Genomic DNA, 13,794 nt, shown 5'->3' with positions numbered 1-13,794 from the left:
GGTATGAAAAAAGCCGGCCTCGTTTTCAAGGCCGACTTTATTATCTTGAGTGAAAGCGCCGTCAGGCCGGGGTCATGGCCGCGTTGGCATTGACCATTGCCTTTTGCAGCTTCTCAAAGGCGCGGACCTCGATCTGGCGGACGCGTTCGCGCGACACGCCGAAACGTTCGGCCAGATCTTCCAGGGTCGTCGGATTGTCCTTCAGGCGGCGCTCGGTCAGGATTTCGCGTTCACGGGCGTTCAGTTCACCCATGGCCGCCTGCAGCAATTCCATGCGGATATCGTGCTCTTCGGCGTCGGCCAGCACGGTTTCCTGCGACAGCTGCTTGTCATCGACCAGCCAGTCCTGCCATTCCGATTCGCCTTCCGAGGCGCGCAGGGGCGCGTTCAGCGACGAGTCGGGGGACGACATGCGACGGTTCATGTTGACGACGTCCTGTTCGGACACGCCCAGCTTGGTGGCGATCTGCTCGACCTGGTCGTGGCGCAGGTCGCCTTCTTCCAGGGCCGAGATTTCGGACTTCACCTTGCGCAGGTTGAAGAACAGCTTCTTCTGCGCGGCGGTCGTGCCCATCTTGACCAGCGACCACGAGCGCAGGACATATTCCTGGATCGAAGCCTTGATCCACCACATGGCGTAGGTGGCCAGGCGGAAGCCGCGGTCCGGATCGAACTTCTTGACCGCCTGCATCAGGCCGACATTGCCTTCGGAGATGACTTCGCCGACCGGCAGGCCATAGCCACGATAACCCATGGCGATCTTGGCGACCAGGCGCAGGTGCGACGTCACCAGCCTGTGCGCCGCCTTGGGGTCCTGGTGTTCCTGCCAGCGCTTGGCCAGCATGAACTCCTCGTCCTTGGCCAGCATCGGGAACTTGCGGATTTCCGACAGGTAGCGGTTCAGGCCGCCGTCCGGCGACAGGGCCGGCATGGTGGCGGACGAAAGGTTGCTTACAGCCAAAGACGTGCTCATCTGCGTTTCGCTTTCTTGTCGGGATTCCGTTTCACCCTGCCCGGGGTGATCGGAAAAAGGAGACGTGTCGGTCATGAGCAGGTGCCTTCGACTGCGAGGGGGAGCACAGGAGGCGACCATGCTCATGGCCGGCAACAGCACTCGATGTGGGTACGCAATTTAAAAATAAAAGAGGGGTAAACGACGATTTCACGCGATTTCGCAATTTTTTTTGCGAAGTCGCATGAAAATGCGGTCCCTCCGTAAGGGCGCTTATTGTGCCTGTTACGCATCAAGCCTTGCAACAGATGCAGGATCACAGTTGAGTGAGTGCGGCGCACAATAATGTCGACGGGCGCGTCGGGCTTAGGCATTGCCCGTTTATACTTTTTGTTCGCCGCGATATCTTACCAAAAACCGCCGCACACTTTGGCATATCGCCCTAGAAATCCGTCCGCAGTATGTCGACCAGGGTCTGCATGTCTTCGGGCAATACAGCCTTGAATTTCAGCTTTTCGCCGGTAATGGGGTGAACGAAGCCCAGCACGGCGGCATGCAGGGCCTGGCGGTCGAAGCCGATGTCGGTGAGCAGGGCCTGGATGTCGCGGGCGGGCGCGCCCGACCCGTAGACAGGGTCGCCCAGGCACGGGCAACCGATATGCGCCATGTGGACGCGAATCTGGTGGGTGCGGCCGGTTTCCAGCCGGCACTTGATGAGCGACGCCACCGGCTTCCCGTGGCCGTAGATTTCCTGGACTTCGTAATGCGTGATCGCTTCGCGGCCGCCGCCGCCACGCAGGACGGCCATCTTCTTGCGGTCGCTGTTCGACCGGCCGATGCGCGTCGTGACCGTGTCCTCGACCTTGCGCGGCGTGCCACGGACAACGGTGCGGTATTCGCGGTCGATATCGTGCTTGGCGAACAGGACCGACAGCCCGCGGTGGGCCGCGTCTGACTTGGCGGCGACCAGAACGCCCGACGTGTCCTTGTCGAGGCGGTGGACAATGCCGGGCCGCAGGACGCCGCCTATGCCGGACAGGGTGTCGCCGCAGTGATGGAGCAGGGCATTGACCAGCGTGCCGTCGGGAATGCCTGCGCCGGGATGGACCGCCATGCCGGCGGCCTTGTTTACGACGACGAGGTGCTCGTCCTCGTACATGATGTCGAGCGGGATATCCTGCGCCTGGGGCACGGCGTCGATGGGGGCAGGGACGAACAGGCTATAGAGACCCGCCTTGGCCTTGTGCTTGCCATCGGCGACGACCGCGTCGCCAAAGGTCAGCCGGCCTTCGGCGATCAGGGCCTGGAGCCGCGCGCGCGACAGTTCAGGAAAATGTGTGGTCAGGACGCGGTCAAGCCGATCGCCGGCCTCATCGGCCGGAATTTCCGCTGTCAGCCAGTCGCCGCTGTCTTCGACGTCGATGTCGTCTTCGGGTTCGTTCATCGCGGTCTGATAAGCATAAAAGCGATGAAAGCCAAGCTATTGCTCAGAAATTAGGCCAGCGGTAACTAACCCAACGCGCGTAAATCCTGCGTCCTGCAAAATTTTGAGGACAGTTTGAAACCTGTCGTAGGGAACGTCTGAGCTGGATTGGATCAGGATACGCATGTCTTCGGGCTTTCGCTCGCCCATTGCCGACCTAAGGTCCGCAACAAGTGCTTCGGGTGTTGTGAGCCTGTCGCCTATCCTCATTCGACCATCAGGCAGCATTTCAACGAGCCGCGTATCGCCTTGAGTGCCTTCCAACTGTTTGTCGGCGGGTATAGCGAGGGAATTGCAGCCTGACAGGAGCAGAGCGGCGGCAATGACCGTCAGGCTGCGCAGGAGCATTACTCGATGTCCTCATTAATCAGGGCGACACGGGTATAGCCCGAAGCTTTAAGCGAATTAAGGACGCTGAGGAAGTCCTGATACTCGATATCGGCCCCGCCGCGCACAAGTACGCGTTCACTGTGCGGGTCCTGTGAGCGCAGGGCGGCGCGCAGATCGGCGTCCATCCGGGCGAGGGATGTCTTCTGACCGGCGATATAGAGATCGTCCGGTCCCATGACGGAGATGAAGACCGGATCCTTGCCGGCCTGGCCGCCTTCCGCGCGCGGCATGTCGATCTTGATCGCGGTCGTGGCTGTCGGGATCGACACCATGAAAATGATCAACAGCACCAGCATGATGTCGACGAACGGCGTGACGTTGATGTCCGAGTTTTGAGTGACGGTGTAGCGGCCGGGGCCGCCTCCGCCCGTGAGCCTTGCGCCCATGAGATGTTTCCTTTCCTGACAAAGGCACAGACGGAAAAGTTTCGGCGCTTTTTCATCTGTGTGACTGCCGCGTCGGGTGCGGCAAGGGACAGCATGACACCGTTATGCGCCTTGTGCAACTCAGCACATCAGATCTATTGACATATGTGTCAAAAGTGATATCACTTTGATATATTTGGAGGGCAAAATGACCGAGGAAGGCAAGCCGTTGAGCGCTTTGGTGGCGCAGGGCTGGGAGATCGTCAACTATTCCAGCTCAAGCGATACGAGCGGATACATCACGCAGAACATCCTGCTCCGCCGGCAGAAACAGCACCGCATATTGAGCATCCGCCCCAAGATGATGGGGCAGGGCCATGTGGTGAAGGAAATGGACGTTTAAAATGGGAGAGGCGACTGTGAACGAGCAAACCATCAACCGGACCCAGGAGGTCGGAAATGTGGGGAGCGGCGGCGGAATATGGCTGCTGATGCCGCTGATTACGATCGCCGCGGCCATTGCCGGCCCTCTGCTGCTGGGCAAGCCAGGTGTCCTGGTCATCATCCTCATGGCGATTCTGACCGTACTGATCCTGTGCGGCTTCTACACCATCCAGCCGAACCAGGCGGTCGCCATCATCCTGTTCGGCAACTACAAAGGGACCGACCGGACGACGGGTTTGCGCTGGGTGCCGTTCTGGTACGGGCGCAAAAAGGTATCCCTGCGCGTCCGGAATGTCACCAGCGAGGCCCTGAAGGTCAACGACCAGCGCGGCAACCCGATCGAAATCGCCGCCAATGTCGTCTGGCGCGTCCAGGATACGGCGCGCGCCCTGTTCGACGTCGATGACTATACGGCCTTCGTCAATATCCAGATTGAGACGGCCTTGCGCGAAACGGCACGGCAGTATGCCTATGATCACGGCGAGGAGGGCGAACCCACCCTGCGTGATGACGCCGAGATCGTCGGCGAGCGCCTTAAACGCGATTTGCAGGCCCGCATCGACGTCGCGGGCATAGCCATCGACGAAACGCACCTGATGCACCTGGCCTATGCACCGGAAATCGCCGGCTCGATGCTGAAGCGCCAGCAGGCCGAAGCCGTCATCGCCGCGCGCCAGAAGATCGTCGCCGGCGCCGTCGGTATGGTCGAACAGGCGCTGGAGCAGTTGTCGACGCGCGGTGTCGTCGACCTCGACGAAGAGCGCAAGGCCGCCATGGTGTCGAACCTGCTGGTCGTCCTGTGCGCCGACCGCGAGGCCCAGCCGGTCGTCAATACCGGCACGCTGTACGGCTGATGGCGTCGCCCGGCAAGAAGTCCTTCCTGCTCCGGGTGCCGCCCGAACTGATGGAGGCGGTCGAACGTCTGGCCGCCTCCGAACTGCGCTCAACCAATTCGCAGCTTGAGGTGCTGATCCGCGAGGCCATGGCGAAACGCGGCATCAAGGTCGATATCGCCAGGCGGAGGCGCGCAGATGCGGAGGACTGAACCGTTAACGCGGTGATCACGAAATTATCACGTATTTGTGATAATGCCGTGAAAATGCCGTGATCTCGGCGCGACATGGCGCGGCAGGCCGATTGGGTCTGCCTCGTTAAATGGGAGAGAGACCATGTCGCGTCGTTATTCCGCTTTCATTGCCCTGGCTGCACTTTGCGTATCCATAAACCTGGCCGCCTGTTCGCCAAAAGCGGCCGAGGACGTCACCTCACACGAAGAGGCCGCACCGGCGGTCGAGGCTGTCACCGACACGGCCGGGCGCCAAACCCGCGTCGATCCGGCCAGCCTGCCGCAACTGGCCTATGATTACAGTTTCGACCTGAGTGCGCCCGACAAGCAACTGAACGGCATGGTCGAGGGCCATCAGGAAGCCTGCACGGTCGCCGGTCCGGGGACCTGTCAGATACTGTCGCTCGATACCGAAAGCGGCCGATCTGGCGAAGCCGAGCGCCACACCTTGGTGCTGCGGGCGACGCCGCAATGGATCGGCCTGTTTCGCAAAACCCTGGCCAACGAGTTGAAGGCCATCGGCGGCAAGATCGAGCACCAGTCGATCGCGACCGAGGACCTCAGCCTGTCGATCATCGACCGGGAGGCGCATATCAACAACCAGGTGGCGCTGCGCGATAATCTCCAGGCGACGCTGCGCACGCACAAGGGCAAGATGTCGGAGGTCGTCGATCTGAAGCAGGAGCTGGCCTCGATCCAGTCCGATATCGACGCCGCCCGCACTGCGGTCGCCACCATGAAGAAGCGCGTGGCCATGTCCAGACTGACCTTGACCTATACGACCGCAACGGCCGCGTCGTCGCGCGGCACCTGGGCGCCTTTCACGGCGGCGGTCAGCGGCATCGGCCCAAACTTCGTCTCCGTGCTGACCATCATGGTGACCGTATTCAGCTATCTGGCGCCGCTTGGACTGGTGATCGTGCCGCTCGTCTGGTGGCTCCGCCGCCAGCGCAAGCAGGCCAGGGCGCAGGCCGTCGAGCGATCCGCAGGATAGATCATTCGTGATCGATTTCGATTGAAATTGACCTTTTGGGAATGGCGGCTATTGAATAGGCCGCCATTGTCATGAAGGTCCACCCATGTTTCTTCCTCCGCGCCGTACCATTCTGTTGGGCGGCCTGGCCTTGCCGGTCCTGGCCGGCTGCGCCCATCCTGCGTCGTCCGGCCTAAGGCTGAAAACGGTGCGGGCAGCGGCGCCTTTCGACATGCCGTCAATCGCCGTGCCGGACTTTTCCAGTAGCCGCCGCTTCCTGATTACTGATTACGGCGCGGTCCTGGGCGACCAGGCAAGAATCAGCGCAGCGATCGCCGCCGCCATCGATGCCGCCCACGCCGCCGGATCGGGCATGGTCGTGGTGCCTGAAGGCGTCTGGCCGACCGGCAAGATTCACTTGAAGAGCAACGTCAACCTGCACCTGGCCAAGGGCGCGACCCTGCTGTTTTCCGACAATCCCGCCGACTACCTGCCGGCGGTGCGGACCAGCTGGGAAGGCATCGAGTGCCTCAACTATTCGCCGCTCGTCTACGCTTTTGACTGCGAGAACATCGCGATTACCGGGCCGGGAAAGCTCAAGGCGAAGCTCGACGTCTGGCGGGTGTGGTATCAGCGGCCCAAGCCGCACATGGACGCGCTGGTGGCGCTTTATCACATGGCTTATCGCGACGTGCCGGTGTCTGAGCGCAACATGGCGGTCGGCGAAAACCATCTGCGCCCGCATTTCGTTCAGTTCAACCGCTGCCGCAATGTGCTGGTCGAGGACATCAGCATCGAGGACAGCCCGTTCTGGGTGCTGCATCCGTTTCTCTGCCACGATGTCGTCATCCGCCGCGTGAAGATTCGCGCGCACGGTCACAATAATGACGGCGTCGATCCGGAGATGAGCCAGAACGTGCTGATCGAAGACTGCCATTTCGATCAGGGCGATGACGCCGTCTCGGTCAAGTCGGGCCGGGACATGGACGCCTGGCGTCTGAATACGCCGGCCAGGAATATCATTGTGCGCGACTGCCGGATCAGGAACGGTCATCAGCTGATGGCGATCGGCAGCGAGCTGTCGGGTGGCGTCGAAAACGTCCTGGTCAACAACTGCCATTTCATCGGGACCGGCAAGGGCGAGGATGGCTGGGCGGTGCCCATCAACAACCTGCTCTACATCAAGACCAACGAAAGGCGCGGCGGCTTTGTCCGCAATATTCATATGTCGAATGTCAGTGCGACGAAGATCGCCGGCAGCGTGGTCAGCGTCGAGACCGACGTGCTGTATCAGTGGCGGACCCTGACGCCAACCTATGTGCGCAAGCTGACGCCGATTCGCGGGTTGAACCTATCCAACATAGAGGTCCGGGAGGCGAGGCATATCGCCTATATCAAGGCCGAGGCGGAGATGCCGGTGCAGGACGTCCTGCTCAACACAGTCAAGGTCCACGCCTTGGCAGAGGCGCCCGTGGTAACCGAAAACGTCACGGGTTTCGTCCTCAACGCATAACGAAAAACCCCGGTGGCGCACCACCGGGGTTTTGAATTCCGTATTCCGGAAAACCTTAGTCGAGGTCTTCGTTGATCAGACCGACCTTGGTGAAGCCGTTTTGCTGAAGCGTGTTCAGGACCGAAACGAAGTCGCCGTATTCGATGTCCTTGTCGCCACGGATCAGGACGCGCTCTTCGTAGGGGGTCGGCGACTGCAGGGCGGCCAGGACGGCGTCCGGCAGCTGGTCGAGCGTCACCTTGGTCGGGCCGACATAGATGTCTTCCTTGCCCATAACCGAGATAAAGATCGGATCCTTCTTCTTTTCAGCCGTGGGCGGCGCCTTCGCCGGCGGCAGGTCGAGCTTGATCGACACGGTCGCGGTCGGGATGGACACCATGAAGATGATGAGAAGCACGAGCATGACGTCGACGAACGGCGTCACGTTGATGTCCGAATTCTGCGTAACGGTATAACGACCGCCACCACCACCGCCGAGCTTTGCGCCCATATGTCAACTCCCTCTGAGACGCCCAAGGCCTGCGTCGGGTGCAGGCGGCGTTAAGAAATTATGCCATCGGCCATGAGGACACGCAACAAATCGCATCCTTACAAAACCGTTAGGAACGATTTAGGCCAAATCCCCGCTGCTTGTAAAGGCTAAAGCCGTTGAAAAGCAGCCATAAGGGAGAGAGATTAAGATATTTCAAAAAGCCGTCATGAAACGACACCGCGCGGCAGGCGAATTGCCGGCCGCGCGGTCGCGTCTAACGGGTGCGGGCCCGGTAAACCTTAAGGCCTACTTCTGCGCCAGTTTGAGGAATCGGTCCTGAAGCGCCGCATCGGTCTTGAAGACGCCGGTGAAGCGGGTGGTGATCGTCGTCACGTGCTTGTGGTGGACGCCGCGCGTGGTCATGCACTGGTGTTCGGCGTCGATCAGGACGGCGACGCCCAGTGGCGCCAGCGAGGTTTCGATGGCGTCGGCGATCTGCTTGGTCATCGTTTCCTGAGTCTGCAGGCGCTTGGCGAAGATTTCGACGACGCGGGCGATCTTGGAGATGCCGACCACCTTGTCGGTCGGCATGTAGGCGACATAGGCCTTGCCGAGGAAGGGCGCCATATGATGTTCGCAGTGTGATTCCACGTCGATCTCACGCAGCAGGACCATGTCGTCATAGCCCTGGACGTCCTCGAAGGTGCGCGACAGTTCCTTGGCCGGATCGGCCGTATAGCCCTGGAACCATTCGTCATAGGCTTCGACGACCCGCTTGGGCGTATCCTTGAGGCCTTCGCGCTCCGGATTGTCGCCGGCCCAGGCCAGGAGCGTGCGCACGGCGGCCATCGCTTCTTCCTTGCTGGGACGGTTGGTGAAGGTGGTGATGCTCTTCGGACGCGAGCTGTTGAGCAGATTTTCCGCCGAGACCGGATCGAGGCTGTCCATATTCAATATCTAATCCCCAGAGGGCCGAGTGGCGCCGGAACGACGGTTCCGGAAATGACGCGTGGCATCCCTCATGTACTCACAATCATGCCCCAGGCCTGCGCCGGAAGCTGACAGCATCTGCATACGCATAAGCCGCGAATTGGATTATCGCGCGCAAACATAAACGTGGTGCAAAGACCTGACGGCGTCTATATGGGACGATACCCGGTCATTACAACCAAATTTCCAGATGAAACTGCATATTCACGACACACTGACGCGCGAAAAGGTCGAATTCACTCCGCGGGACCCGTCACGGATTACCCTGTACGTCTGTGGTCCGACCGTCTATTCCTACGCCCATATCGGCAATGCCCGTCCGGTCGTCGTGTTCGACGTGCTGTTCCGCCTGCTGCGCCAGCTCTATGGCCAGGACCATGTCGTCTATGCGCGCAACATCACTGACGTCGACGACAAGATCAACAAGGCGGCGATGGAGCAGGGCGTGGAGATCGACGTCATAACCAACCGCTTCGCCGACATATATAATGAGGACATGGCGACGCTGGGCGCGCTCAGACCGACGCTGGAACCGCGCGTCACGCACAATATGGACGCCATCGTCAAACAGATCGCCGATATCGTCGCCAACGGCCACGCTTATGCCGAGCAGGGCCACGTCCTGTTCGACGTCGACTCGTTCAAGGGCTATGGCGCCCTGTCCAAGCGCTCGGTCGACGACATGATCGCCGGCGCGCGCGTCGAGGTCGCGCCCTACAAGCGCAATGCCCATGACTTCGTGCTCTGGAAGCCTTCGAAGCCGGGTGAACCGGTGTGGGAGAGCCCGTGGGGGCCAGGCCGTCCTGGCTGGCATATCGAATGCTCGGCTATGATCGAGGCCAATCTGGGCCTGCCGATCGATATTCATGGCGGCGGCCACGACCTGATCTTCCCGCACCACGAAAACGAGATCGCGCAAGGCCTGTGCGCCCAGCATAGCCATGGCCATGAGGCGCAGTACGCCCGTTACTGGATGCACAACGGCTTCCTGACCATGGATGCCGAGAAGATGTCCAAGAGCCTGGGCAATGTGAAGCTGGTCCATGAACTGATCAAGGAAGTGCCCGGCGAGGTCATCCGCCTGGCCCTGCTGTCGGCGCATTATCGTGGCCCGCTCGACTGGACCGGCGAACTGATTGCCCAGACGCGCGCACGGCTCGATGGACTCTATGGCACCCTGCGCAAGGTCAAGGACCTGCCGATAGTGGATGCCAATGTATCGCCGGCCGTGCTCGAAGCCTTGTGCGACGACCTGAACACGCCGCGCGCCCTGGCCGAGCTGTCGAGCCTGGCGCGCGATATCGAAACTGCCGGCGACGACGCTACCCGCACGGCAGCCAAGGCAGCCCTGCTGGCGGCTGGCCGGGTGCTGGGCCTGCTGCAAGGCGACGCCGATGCCTGGTTCAAGGCCGGCGCTGACGACGACCTGACGGCCCAGGTCGAAGGCCTGCTCAATGAGCGCACCGCGGCGCGCGCCGCCAAGAACTGGCCCGAGGCCGACCGCATCCGAAAGGCGCTGGACGAACTGGGCGTCGAGGTGATGGACAGTCCGTCCGGTCCGACATGGAAACTGAAGGTGGGGGCTTAAAGCATGAGCTACAAAGTCGAATTCCGTATCGGCGTCGCAGCACCTGTCGACGACGTCTACGACGTCATCGCCGAGATCGAAAAGTGGCCGGAATGGAGCCCAATCCATAAGAAGGCCTCGGGACGTTTAAGCTTCGGCGCGCCGATTGCCTTTGAAGAGTATTACGAAGGACTGGGCACCTGGGAGATCACCGGCGCCCTGGCCGACTGGCAGCCCTTGTCGCACATCCACATTGCTGTCCCGAAGAAGTTCTATGAAGGCCGGCTGATCCGCTACTTTGAGATGGACGCCCTGTCCGACAGCGGTTCGTCCTTCTCGGTCGGCGCCCTGTTCGACGGCTTTCTGTCGGAACGCGAAGGCCGCCGCTACAGCAAGTTCCTGAAAGTCGGCTTCGAGCGTTTCGCCGAGGCGGTGAAGGCGCGCGCCGAGCAGGCCTATGCCGATGCGCCGGTCAAGCGCCGCGCCCACCTGCCGCCGCCCGAGCCCAAGAAGCCCAACCTCGGACCCCCGCCGCGCGCCGTCGAAATGCCGCACATGTGGGGCCGCAAAAAGCAGAAGTAACCAGGCTGCGCTTTGGGTTTCGTGCCCCTATGTATATGTGATGATCGACGAACTCTATTCCCGCGAAATCCTGCGCCGGACGACGCAGCTCCAGCACCTCGGCCGCCTGCGGGCACCGCAGGGTGCCGCCGACCGCGTCGCCAAGCTGTGCGGATCGACGGTCCATGTCGAGGTCCGCTTGGACGGCGACACGGTCGGCGATTTCGCCATGGAGGTCGAGGCCTGCGCGCTGGGCCAGGCGGCGGCGGCCATCCTGTCCCAGCATGTCATTGGCGCGCCGGTCGCGGACGTATTCGCGGCGCGCGACGCCCTTCGCGCCCTGCTGAAAGGCGAGGCGGCGGCCTTCCCGGAGCGCTTCGCCGACCTGCATATCCTCAGCGGCGTAAAGGACTATCCGGCGCGCCACGCCTCGACCCTGCTGGCGCTGGAAGCCACCTGCGAGGCGATTTGCCGCGCCGCGCCGCGATTTGCCGCCTGACCCCGGCGCGCGAATACGGGCGTCGGAATCAGGTGCGGCGATTTGGTCACGCCCGGGACAGAAATGACTCCGAAACCGCAAGTGACTTGCCAAACAGTTGAATCTGCGATTTATGCTGCATGTGCGAAATAGAGCCATGCTTGACGTCTGCCGGCGTTTCATGATTTGAGACGCGATGGCCGCTTTGTACGAAATGTGTGTGCGCGGGGCTTTACGGGCCTACAAGCTGACCCTTTCGCCCTATATCGGCCAGGCATGCCGTTTTCGGCCTACCTGTTCGGAATACATGGCTGAGGCGCTTATCGAACACGGCCCGCTGTCGGGGTCATGGATGGGCGTAAAGCGAATCTGCCGGTGCCGCCCTGGAGGCGGTTTCGGCTACGACCCAGTCCCGCCGAAAGACGCGGGACATACGGGCTGAAAACGCCGCCGCGTCGTCAGCCATCACTGCCTGAGCGATGAAGCCTGCGGTAAGGGCTACAGGTCGCCAATGAAAGAATAGACTATGTCGGCTGCTGGTATGATCGACCTGACCTTTCCCGATGGCGCGGTGCGTGCCTTTGAAATGGGAACAACCGGTCGGGCAGTGGCCGAAAGTCTGTCGAAGTCATTGGCGAAGAAGGCTGTCCTGATCAAGCTCGACGGCGAACTGCTCGATCTCGACCGGCCGCTGGAAACGGGTGGAAAACTCGAAATCCTGACGCGCGAGGCGCCCGAGGCGCTGGAGATCATCCGTCACGACGCCGCGCACATCCTGGCCGAGGCCGTACAGGAACTGTTCCCCGGCACCCAGGTCACCATCGGTCCGGCGATAGAGGACGGCTTTTATTACGACTTCGCGCGCGAAGAGCCGTTCAGCCTCGACGACCTGCCGAAAATCGAAGCCAAGATGCGCGAGATCGTCGATCGCGACGAAAAGATCGTGCGCGAGGTCTGGGACCGCGACGCGGCCATCAGGCACTTCGAAGAGATCGGCGAGGCCTACAAGGCCGAGATCATCCGTGACCTGCCGGGCACCGAAACCATCACCATCTATCGTCACGGCGACAAATGGAAGGACCTGTGCCGCGGGCCGCACCTGCCGTCGTCGAAGTTCACCGGCAAGGCCTTCAAGCTGACCAAGCTGGCCGGCGCATATTGGCGCGGCGACCATCGCAACGCCCAGCTTCAGCGCATCTACGGCACCGCCTGGACGACCGACGCCGAACTGGAAGCCTATGTCACGCGCCTGGAAGAGGCGGAAAAGCGCGACCACCGCAAGCTGGGCCGCCTGATGGACCTGTTCCACATGCAGGAAGAGGGCCGGGGCATGGTCTTCTGGCATCCCAAAGGCTGGCAGCTGTGGCGCACGCTCGAAGCCTATATGCGCCGCCGCCTCGATGCCGCAGGTTATGTCGAGGTCAAGACGCCGCAGGTGCTCGACCGCTCCTTCTGGGAAAAATCTGGTCACTGGGACAAGTACCGCCCCAACATGTTCGTCTGCGAGACGGTCGAGGGCGAAACCCTGTCGCTGAAGCCGATGAACTGCCCGGGGCATGTGCAGATCTTCAATGTCGGCCTGCGCTCCTATCGCGAACTGCCGATCCGCATGGCCGAGTTCGGCGCCTGCCACCGCTATGAGCCGTCGGGTTCGCTGCACGGCCTGATGCGCGTGCGCGGCTTCACCCAGGACGACGCCCACATCTTCTGCCGCGAGGACCAGATCGTCGACGAGACGGCCCGGTTCGTCCGCCTGACCAAGACCATCCATGGCGATCTCGGCATGGAGACGGCGCGCATCAACCTGGCGACGCGCCCCGAGACGCGCGCCGGAAGCGATGACTTCTGGGACAAGGCCGAGGGCATGCTGGCCGAGGCTGCCAAGCAGGCCGGCGTCGAGCCTGTCATTGCAGAGGGGGATGGGGCCTTCTACGCGCCGAAGCTGGACTTCATCGTCAAGGACGCCATCGGCCGCGAATGGACCTGCGGCACGCTGCAGCTCGACTACGTCCTGCCGGAACGGCTCGACGCGGAATATGTCGCCGAGGACGGTTCGCGGCAGCGTCCTGTCATGCTTCACCGCGCCATCCTGGGATCGTTCGAACGCTTCATCGGCATTATGATCGAAAACTATGGCGGAAAATTCCCGCTATGGCTGTCGCCTGTGCAGGTCGTCGTCGCGCCAATCACGTCGGACGCCAACGATTATGCCGAAAAGGTCGCAGCGGAATTCCGCGCGCGCGGCTTAAGAGTCGAAACCGATTTGCGTAATGAAAAAATCAACTATAAGGTGCGAGAGCATTCGGTTAAGAAGGTTCCGGTGATCGCGGTCGTCGGCCGAAAGGAAGCCGAGACCGGTGAAGTGGCGCTGCGATTCCTGGGGGGGGAGGGGCAAACCACATTGAATCTTTATGAGGCAGCGGAGCGTTTACACAACGACGCCCTGCCGCCGGATCTGCGTACCGACACGGATGTGTCACAGTATTCGCGTACCGAGGAGTTTGTTACCTTAGAACCGATGGCATAGGGGGGAGCCTTGT

General features: G+C 61.4%; 16 protein-coding genes. 10 read left to right on the top strand and 6 right to left on the bottom strand.

Features of this window, described 5'->3' with window-relative positions:
* Nucleotides 1-61 precede the first annotated feature (61 nt).
* The 4 genes from rpoH to J2X24_RS00770 all read right to left on the bottom strand — a co-directional run bounded on the left by rpoH (nucleotide 62) and on the right by J2X24_RS00770 (nucleotide 3,211).
* Nucleotides 62-931 carry an RNA polymerase sigma factor RpoH gene (gene rpoH / locus J2X24_RS00785; RefSeq protein WP_404977808.1) on the bottom strand — a complete coding sequence of 290 codons (870 nt, stop codon included), beginning with the start codon at nucleotides 929-931 and terminating at the stop codon, nucleotides 62-64.
* A 463-nt stretch (nucleotides 932-1,394) separates the two neighbouring features.
* On the bottom strand, nucleotides 1,395-2,396 hold the full coding sequence (locus tag J2X24_RS00780; RefSeq protein WP_209715177.1) for an RluA family pseudouridine synthase: 1,002 nt from the start codon (nucleotides 2,394-2,396) through the stop codon (nucleotides 1,395-1,397).
* 36 nt (nucleotides 2,397-2,432) lie between these two features.
* Complete coding sequence (locus J2X24_RS00775) at nucleotides 2,433-2,783, bottom strand: ExbD/TolR family protein (protein WP_209715174.1); 351 nt, start codon at nucleotides 2,781-2,783, stop codon at nucleotides 2,433-2,435.
* Nucleotides 2,783-3,211 carry a biopolymer transporter ExbD gene (locus tag J2X24_RS00770; protein WP_209715169.1) on the bottom strand — a complete coding sequence of 143 codons (429 nt, stop codon included), beginning with the start codon at nucleotides 3,209-3,211 and terminating at the stop codon, nucleotides 2,783-2,785. Before J2X24_RS00770 ends, J2X24_RS00775 begins: the two co-directional genes overlap by 1 nt.
* Nucleotides 3,212-3,398: 187 nt before the next feature.
* On the opposite strand from J2X24_RS00770, the gene J2X24_RS00765 reads away from it, so the two are divergent.
* From J2X24_RS00765 to J2X24_RS00745, 5 genes are all read left to right on the top strand, one after another.
* On the top strand, nucleotides 3,399-3,593 hold the full coding sequence (locus J2X24_RS00765; protein ID WP_209715167.1) for a hypothetical protein: 195 nt from the start codon (nucleotides 3,399-3,401) through the stop codon (nucleotides 3,591-3,593).
* Between the two features lie 16 nt (nucleotides 3,594-3,609).
* A complete protein-coding gene (locus J2X24_RS00760; protein ID WP_310002344.1) occupies nucleotides 3,610-4,488 on the top strand; it encodes an SPFH domain-containing protein in 879 nt (292 codons plus the stop codon).
* Nucleotides 4,488-4,679: a type II toxin-antitoxin system antitoxin gene (locus J2X24_RS00755; protein WP_209715161.1), complete on the top strand. Its 192-nt coding sequence runs from the start codon at nucleotides 4,488-4,490 to the stop codon at nucleotides 4,677-4,679. Before J2X24_RS00760 ends, J2X24_RS00755 begins: the two co-directional genes overlap by 1 nt.
* Nucleotides 4,680-4,803: 124 nt before the next feature.
* Nucleotides 4,804-5,694, top strand: a complete 891-nt coding sequence (locus J2X24_RS00750) for a DUF4349 domain-containing protein (RefSeq protein WP_209715158.1) — start codon at nucleotides 4,804-4,806, stop codon at nucleotides 5,692-5,694.
* Between the two features lie 85 nt (nucleotides 5,695-5,779).
* Nucleotides 5,780-7,186 carry a glycoside hydrolase family 28 protein gene (locus J2X24_RS00745; protein WP_209715155.1) on the top strand — a complete coding sequence of 469 codons (1,407 nt, stop codon included), beginning with the start codon at nucleotides 5,780-5,782 and terminating at the stop codon, nucleotides 7,184-7,186.
* A 55-nt stretch (nucleotides 7,187-7,241) separates the two neighbouring features.
* Here the strand turns inward: J2X24_RS00745 and J2X24_RS00740 are convergent, their stop codons facing one another.
* Both J2X24_RS00740 and folE read right to left on the bottom strand, forming a co-directional pair.
* Entirely contained in the window at nucleotides 7,242-7,676 is a 435-nt protein-coding gene (locus J2X24_RS00740) for an ExbD/TolR family protein (RefSeq protein WP_209715152.1), read from the bottom strand.
* Between the two features lie 288 nt (nucleotides 7,677-7,964).
* Nucleotides 7,965-8,606 carry a GTP cyclohydrolase I FolE gene (gene folE, locus J2X24_RS00735; protein WP_209715148.1) on the bottom strand — a complete coding sequence of 214 codons (642 nt, stop codon included), beginning with the start codon at nucleotides 8,604-8,606 and terminating at the stop codon, nucleotides 7,965-7,967.
* Between the two features lie 232 nt (nucleotides 8,607-8,838).
* Here folE and cysS point away from each other — a divergent pair, with 232 nt between their 5' ends.
* The 5 genes from cysS (at nucleotide 8,839) to thrS (ending at nucleotide 13,781) form a co-directional block, all read left to right on the top strand.
* Nucleotides 8,839-10,236, top strand: coding sequence for a cysteine--tRNA ligase (gene cysS / locus J2X24_RS00730; RefSeq protein ID WP_209715145.1), 1,398 nt, complete (start codon nucleotides 8,839-8,841; stop codon nucleotides 10,234-10,236).
* A 3-nt stretch (nucleotides 10,237-10,239) separates the two neighbouring features.
* The gene (locus J2X24_RS00725) at nucleotides 10,240-10,797 is read left to right on the top strand and encodes an SRPBCC family protein (RefSeq protein ID WP_209715142.1); all 558 of its coding nucleotides are present in this window, start codon (nucleotides 10,240-10,242) and stop codon (nucleotides 10,795-10,797) included.
* Between the two features lie 40 nt (nucleotides 10,798-10,837).
* Nucleotides 10,838-11,275, top strand: coding sequence for an iron-sulfur cluster assembly scaffold protein (locus J2X24_RS00720; protein ID WP_209715140.1), 438 nt, complete (start codon nucleotides 10,838-10,840; stop codon nucleotides 11,273-11,275).
* Between the two features lie 175 nt (nucleotides 11,276-11,450).
* The gene (gene yidD, locus J2X24_RS00715) at nucleotides 11,451-11,696 is read left to right on the top strand and encodes a membrane protein insertion efficiency factor YidD (protein ID WP_209715137.1); all 246 of its coding nucleotides are present in this window, start codon (nucleotides 11,451-11,453) and stop codon (nucleotides 11,694-11,696) included.
* A gap of 99 nt (nucleotides 11,697-11,795) precedes the next feature.
* Complete coding sequence (thrS, locus tag J2X24_RS00710) at nucleotides 11,796-13,781, top strand: threonine--tRNA ligase (RefSeq protein WP_209716381.1); 1,986 nt, start codon at nucleotides 11,796-11,798, stop codon at nucleotides 13,779-13,781.
* The last annotated feature ends 13 nt before the right edge of the window (nucleotides 13,782-13,794 follow it).

Origin of the sequence: Asticcacaulis solisilvae, from assembly GCF_017875235.1 — a bacterium.
Taxonomy (GTDB): Bacteria; Pseudomonadota; Alphaproteobacteria; order Caulobacterales; family Caulobacteraceae; genus Asticcacaulis; species Asticcacaulis solisilvae_A.
The sequence above is the reverse complement of the archived record's forward strand: the minus strand, read 5'-3'. Positions and strand labels throughout refer to the sequence as shown.